This is a genomic window from Pseudoalteromonas sp. bablab_jr011, assembly GCF_016464045.1.
Taxonomy (GTDB): domain Bacteria; phylum Pseudomonadota; class Gammaproteobacteria; order Enterobacterales; family Alteromonadaceae; genus Pseudoalteromonas; species Pseudoalteromonas lipolytica.
On record NZ_JACDWU010000157.1, the window covers coordinates 1 to 6,436 of the forward strand.

Annotated in this window: 5 protein-coding genes and 1 pseudogene; all 6 read left to right on the plus strand. The window is 39.1% G+C overall.

Features of this window, described 5'->3' with window-relative positions:
* A partial coding sequence (locus JIG41_RS07670; protein ID WP_199524525.1) for a PAAR-like domain-containing protein occupies positions 1–271 on the plus strand: 271 nt, incomplete at its 5' end.
* On the plus strand, positions 268–3,870 hold the full coding sequence (locus JIG41_RS07675; protein ID WP_199524526.1) for a toxin VasX: 3,603 nt from the start codon (positions 268–270) through the stop codon (positions 3,868–3,870). The genes JIG41_RS07670 and JIG41_RS07675, both read left to right, overlap by 4 nt.
* 21 nt (positions 3,871–3,891) lie before the next feature.
* Complete coding sequence (locus tag JIG41_RS07680) at positions 3,892–4,125, plus strand: hypothetical protein (RefSeq protein WP_199524527.1); 234 nt, start codon at positions 3,892–3,894, stop codon at positions 4,123–4,125.
* A 25-nt stretch (positions 4,126–4,150) separates the two neighbouring features.
* Positions 4,151–4,486: a hypothetical protein gene (locus JIG41_RS07685; protein ID WP_199524528.1), complete on the plus strand. Its 336-nt coding sequence runs from the start codon at positions 4,151–4,153 to the stop codon at positions 4,484–4,486.
* Positions 4,487–4,497: 11 nt separating this feature from the next.
* A complete protein-coding gene (locus tag JIG41_RS07690; RefSeq protein ID WP_249406627.1) occupies positions 4,498–5,442 on the plus strand; it encodes a hypothetical protein in 945 nt (314 codons plus the stop codon).
* A gap of 214 nt (positions 5,443–5,656) precedes the next feature.
* Positions 5,657–6,436, plus strand: a pseudogene (locus tag JIG41_RS07695) (hypothetical protein); the annotation flags it as partial.

Here is a 6,436-nt window from a genome sequence, read left to right on the forward strand (position 1 = left end):
AAGCGGTACAAACGATGGCAAAGCCGAATTTATTATGGGGTCATTTAACGTAATGATTGAAGGCAAACCCGCAGCTCGCCAAGGCGACCCGATGATATCAAATAATAAAAATACCCCACCCATGCCACTTATGCAGTCTGGCGGCCCCGCACCAAGGGGGCTTAAAGTGCAAGATAGGGATAGTTTGCAAGCTGAAAATGCAGGGAAGAAAATCATAGTTAAATTATCTGGAGCAGAAAAGCTAGACGAAGACGGGGTGAATATTCAATGAGTGATTTAAGTGTCGCAGACAAAATTAATATAAAAAATGCTCACAGAGAACTAGTTTTTGAACGCCAATCAGATGGTGCCAAAAATGTATCACTGATGGTTAAAGATGAGTCAGTTGATAGAAGTCAAAAAGGTTTTTACAAAATTCCTTTATACAAAGTGGATGCAAAAGAAGAAAGTGATAATACAGCTGATATTGAACTGGTTCATATCTTTCCCATTAGATATGCACACCCTGCTGATGAGATAGATAATCATAAAACGAATCTCAGAGATGGTTACTTATACATTTTTGTTGATGGTCATTTATGGCGTGAACTCAAGGTTACTACTCAGCAAAACGTGACGCGTTTTAATGATGTTAATCTTGCGTGGCAAAAAGGCGTCATGACATGGAAACAAAATAAAGGTTGCAGAGATGCAACGGGCGAAGAACTCAAAACAGTTATTGTGCCTTATAAACTAAATGGGCAAACCTGCGAGGTTCAAGTAGCGTACTCTGAAGTGCAATGGTCTTGGAAGCAAATAGAGCTTTTTGGCGGCCTTAACCCTGAAGATCCAAGATTAAATTATGGCGAGCCAGTTAAACCCGGCGATAATAATAGTGATGCGCAAATATTACGAGGTGATAGGCTTTTCACGTTAGATAAACTCGGTGATTTTGAACAAGGCTATAATAGCGCCAAACTACCTAAGCATGTTGTGCTTGATGTTGTTAATCAAGCGGGTGTGTATTGTCCAGTTATTCCTGACCAGATAGGCAAAGTACGCCAAGCCGCTGCGGATATTACATTAACGCGTTCTGTTATTAGTTCACTGCCGATAGAGCAAGTCGCAAATGGACAAATGGTGTCGAGTGTTGCTGAGTTCACAAAAGAGCAAAGGGGTCAGCTCGAATTAGCATCGTTTGTTCAACAAACCTTTTTTGCTTTTCCACAGTCTGTTTCAGACAAGTTAGCAACCTATGGTGAAGACAGTGTTTCTGAACAAGAGCAAGATATTGCTGCTGATTATAAAAAATGGGTAGATAACAAATTTGATAAAACAGCGTTCAGAAAATTTTTAGCAACAGCAAAAGTGTTCGAGTTAGGCGAATACATCAATGAATTAAGAGCCAATGTAAAAGATATTATAGAGGATGAAGATAGCGCCTCTAGTTTTTATCAATGTACAAGGGATTATGCATACCATACGGGTAATCGAAGGCTCGATATGTATCAACTCATGTGCGATGTATTAGCTCCACTCAAAGATTTAACGGCAGACTTGCTTCGTTCAAGTGTAGTGTATGACAAAGACGCACAAAAGCTTAAGCAAATAGACCGTAATGACTTAGGCCAGCATATCATTTTAAAAGTGTTAGGTACCCACCCTGAAGACACTAGCAATCGTGCAAACGTATTGAAGTTACACAAGTTACTTTTTCCTGATGAAAAGTGCAGTAACCCAGGCTTAACCGATTACTTAAATTTTAGAGACCCTGACGACCCTAAAAATATCGATTTTGATATGGATGAGTTTTATGCCCTTGAGAGCAAAGACGATGGACTTAATGGTTACATTGAAGGTGATTTAACGCAAGTATTTAGGCGAAGTAGTCAAGCTGTATGGGGCTTTTTTAATATCATAATGGAAGTCCCCTCTGCTACATATTCAATGTCTCAAGGTAGCGGAACAATTAAAGATGTGTTTACTGCTCGCATGCAAAAGCAATCGAGCTTACAGCGAGAAAGCAATAAGGTTCAGCAGCAAATAGCAAACTTAAAAGAACAAATAAAAAATAAACAAAGCGAAATTGAAAGCTCCGAAAAATCACGTAATGATCTAATTCAAGAAGCGCGTAACCAAGGGATTGATGGCGATGACATCACCGAGCAATTAAACAGACAGCTTAAACAAAAAAACAAAGAACTAGAGCATTACAAAACATTGCTTAAACAAGCAAAAACAAAAAGTAGTGTAACCCGCGCGCATTTATCAACCCTGAAAAGTGTGGGGCTAGACATGCTTAATAGTGAGGCTCGTATTAAGTCAGTGGCGATGTCGTACAACCCGTATCAAAAAATAATGCATTTAGCACATATGATCTCAGACGACTTGCTTGTTGAGATAGATATTGATGTTAACGACTATTATCAAGGCAACTTGCCCGATTCAGTCGTGCCGCTTAATTTTGATAGCCGCTCTAAGCGTGCCGAACAACGCATTTTAGAGTTTAATAAAATAACCGAAGGAATTGATGAAGCATTGAGTCAGGGTAGTTACCCTGGTAATGGTGGAACGCGCCCGATTGTTAAACTTAAAGTTAACGATAAAGTAACGATACCCGCCCGGTTAGACCTTATTACAAGTTTAGATGGCTCTTTAAATGAACTTGAGGCCATGGTTACTAAGCAATACTACCAAGCAGACAGCGCCAGCGAAAAAGTGATTAGAAAAATGGTGGTACTTGATAAAAGTAAGTTGGCTGACTTGAAAGCTTATAAGAAGCTATTAGATGAAGAGTTAAAAGAGTTTGAGAAAGAAAAGCTTAAAAGTAACTGGGATTTAACAGGATACAAAGATCACAATAAGTCTCTCAAAAAATACGCACAAACAGCATTTGGTAAACAGCAACAGGGTAAAGTAGGCTCAGCCAGTATTGGTATATTGCCGTTTGTTTCTGGCTTAGAGGCCATTAACTTTTATACCGTAATAACGGGTGATGGCGTGAGTGCCATGGATAAAACATCAGCGGCATTTGATTTACTTGATGTAATGGTGAATATAGGTAAAGACCTTGTTGAGCGGCGTTATGGTATGCCAAGCTCAGGTCAGTTAATTCTTTATGCTGATAATAAAGTACCTGCTAGTGAGTTTACTAAAAAAATACTCAGAGGAAGAGTCAGTGTAATTACCGCGAAAGTAATATTGTTTTACGCCGCCAATGTAGCGACATTGGTTGCAGGTGCGATTAGTACTTATGTGGCTGTAAGAGATGCCGTTAACGAATATAACAAGGGCAATGTGGGGCTAGCTACAGCTAACTCAGTAATGGCTTTAGGGTTTTTAAGCATGACCGCAGCGTCGGGCATTGCTATTGTCACTAAAGGGGCATCTGCATTAATTGCTGTTTTTGGTATCGCTGGCTTAGTGATCATCCTCATTGCAGCAGGGCTTATTTATTATTTTAGTGAATCAGAGGTTGAAGCTTGGTTGCATGCATGCCCATGGGGTAAGGCTGCTTTTATTAATGATGGTTCAACAAGTGTACGAGCAGAACAATGGCGAAATCGGCCCGATTTAGCGCTTCTTGATATATACAACGTACTTTACAAGCCTTATACAAAAGTCATCGCAAATGAACACGCAAAAACAGTCTCAATGGGCTTAACTGCTCCCGTAACAGCAGTGAAAGAAGGTGTTGATACAAAGGTTAGTTGGCGAATGCTTCCACCTGATAAGGGCATGCTAAATTATTACGCTGCATCATTACTAACTGATTATGACACTAGACTAGCAAGATATAGCAAGAATAAACACTTTACTGAAATTCCATTAGATTCGGTTATTTTCCTTAAAAGTATGTGGGCGTTGCAGCCTGCTCGAACGGGTTGGTAAGCAGAAATAAATAATCACATTTTGTTGACAGAGCTTGGATTAAAACCTGGCGATCAAATCGAACTTAAATTAGAGGCGACAGTGTACCCAGAAGGTAAAGGTCAACCTACAATTCAGGGCTTTAATAGTCTTTATGGTTTACCAATCGAATATTACAAGGTAGGTGAAAAGCCAGGGTTTTTATCTTGGGGCGATGATCGCAAGTTCAGCCACCGAATTGGCAAAGTGATCAGTCAAGCTGTGATAAATTTATAAAAAGTATAGCGCGTAAGGAATAGCAATGAGCGAAAATCAATTAGATACTGATAAAATAAAAAAAGAAACGTTAGAATATATAAAGCGCGAAGATCAAGAGCGTGAAGATTGGATGCGTGCAAACCCAGAAGAAGTCGATAGGCGTTTTGATGAGTTCAAAGCAAAGTTTAGTGCTGAAGATGAAAAAAAAAGGCCTGAACGAATTAGGAAGCTAAAAGAATGGAAAAAACTTAACCCAAGAAAAAAACCGATTTATGCAAAAGACAAAAACATTAGGCAATTAGCAACCAGTGGTGCGCCGAAAACCCTGGCAGAGACCCAACAAGAGCTAAAGATAAAACCATCAAACAGCTCGCCTTAGATGAGGAGGCGGTGGTTCGGAGAGAGGAGTTTCGGAGAGATAACCCTGAAAAAGCGGCTGAAATAAGAAAGCGAACTAGAAACGAAAGTAAATACCGAAAGGATAGGCAAACCTATAACGAACAACTGCCAAGAGACTATTTACATAAAGATAGTTATGAAACGCGATTAAAAAAAGCAGAAGCACTCAATGGCTGCCGCTTCAAAACTCGTACCTTTAAAAGTAAGCGTTTTACGGATCAATATGCAGCAGAGCTTGAATCCCCTAATCGTGGCTCAACACTTGAGGGGCATTGGGTAGAGAGCGATGGTAAGCAGTTGGCTATTTCATGGTTTGGAGGCTGGTCTAATTTATTTACTATTTTTGGTTTCGGTTGTACGAGTCTCGCTTTAATGGTTTTCTTTTTTCATATCATAATGTTAATTGGGAATGGACTTGAATATTTTTGGGTGATGGCGTCAATCTATGTGACGCTCTTTAGTTTGGGTTTATTTATTTTAAAACACCGCGCCATATTAGCGCACCGAGATAATTTTTACTTTAATCGCCATACCGGCCTTGTAAAAACTCCGCATACCTTATTTAGAAAACCGTTTTACTTACCTTACGAAGACATTGTTTGCTATGGCGCAAATGAGCGTAATGTCGGTTCAGCCCGCGGTGGCTCACGTGTATTTGTATCACTTATGGTGCCGTTAAAATACCCTAAACATTATCGCTTTACCAAGCCCACTTTTTATGTAGGTGGTTCAAATCGTGAATGGGATTCACTGGCATACGCCACAGCCATGACCTTTATGGATACATCCATCCCGCTTGGTACTCACTTATATCAATCGATAGAGCATTACTTCAAAATTGATAAAGACATAACAGAAAAGCACGGATTCCCTGAAGAGCTAAAACCCTATTTAGATCCAGTAGATTGCCAAGTGAATAGAGAAGCCGTGTGGTAGTGAAGCTAGTTTGGTTTGTACTTACGCAAAGGAGTGGCGCCGAACTGTAAATAAATAGTTAGTAATACAGTTCGGTAGTAAGGAAGTTGAATATGCAGAAACCGCTTATCGCGGAAAACAAGCTTCAAAATTTAGAAATGAAATCGCAACAGATGAACGTGAATCAATGTATTGCCGCTACCAAAGTAAACAGGCGCAATTTCCTAGGGGTAATGTGTTAGGTCACTGTTTTGATAACTCTCAAATATTAGAATATAAAATGAATCTAAGTGGTACTGCAAACCGGCATCGCAGTATCCTCAGTCAAGGCAAGAATCGACTGGAACTTCCATTAGCTTCTGAAGCAGTCAGTTTCATCGATAACTTAACTTTCTTCTGGGGGGTCATACACATTTCTGTTTTATTTCTTTTGATAGCATTCCCAGTCGCCAGTCTTTTTTTAGGAGATATTGGAGAAGCTTTCAATAGTTACATTTTTTTGTTGCCTATTTGGTGTTTTTCAAAAATTCTGAACTGTGGAATATGGCCATACTTTAGGCCTAATTTTAAATTAGCAGTTATTTTTGAACGTAAAACGGGAATCGTAAAAGTGCCAAGGAAAGGTTCTAAAAGTTATTCTTATTTAAGCTTTGAACAATTTAACGCGCATTATAAAGCTACTCATAATCCTAAGAGTGGATTTCCACACAGGGGATTTACACTTTTACATTATAAAGAAAATCGTCATTATGATGTTGCTTACAATAATGAGATAACTTGCAGCTTCCATCATTGGGAACTATTACAAAACTTTATGGATGTTACCCAGCCTTTGGCCGATATCCCACAATTTGAATATTATCGAGAGTTTGATAAAACAACCGCAGAGTTTGATAAAGCGAATGGTCGTCCAAAATATTTTTGGTATCGGGTTGATAAATCATTTTTAAAGCAAATGACCCAAGCAGATGATGAACTTTTAAAAGAATTTAATGATGATGAGCAACTAGATAAT

What these genes read in the sequence shown, in the direction of transcription:
- JIG41_RS07675 (WP_199524526.1), top strand. Translation starts at nt 268, where the DNA reads ATGAGTGATTTAAGTGTCGCAGACAAAATTAATATAAAAAATGCTCAC.
- JIG41_RS07685 (WP_199524528.1), top strand. Translation starts at nt 4,151, where the DNA reads ATGAGCGAAAATCAATTAGATACTGATAAAATAAAAAAAGAAACGTTA.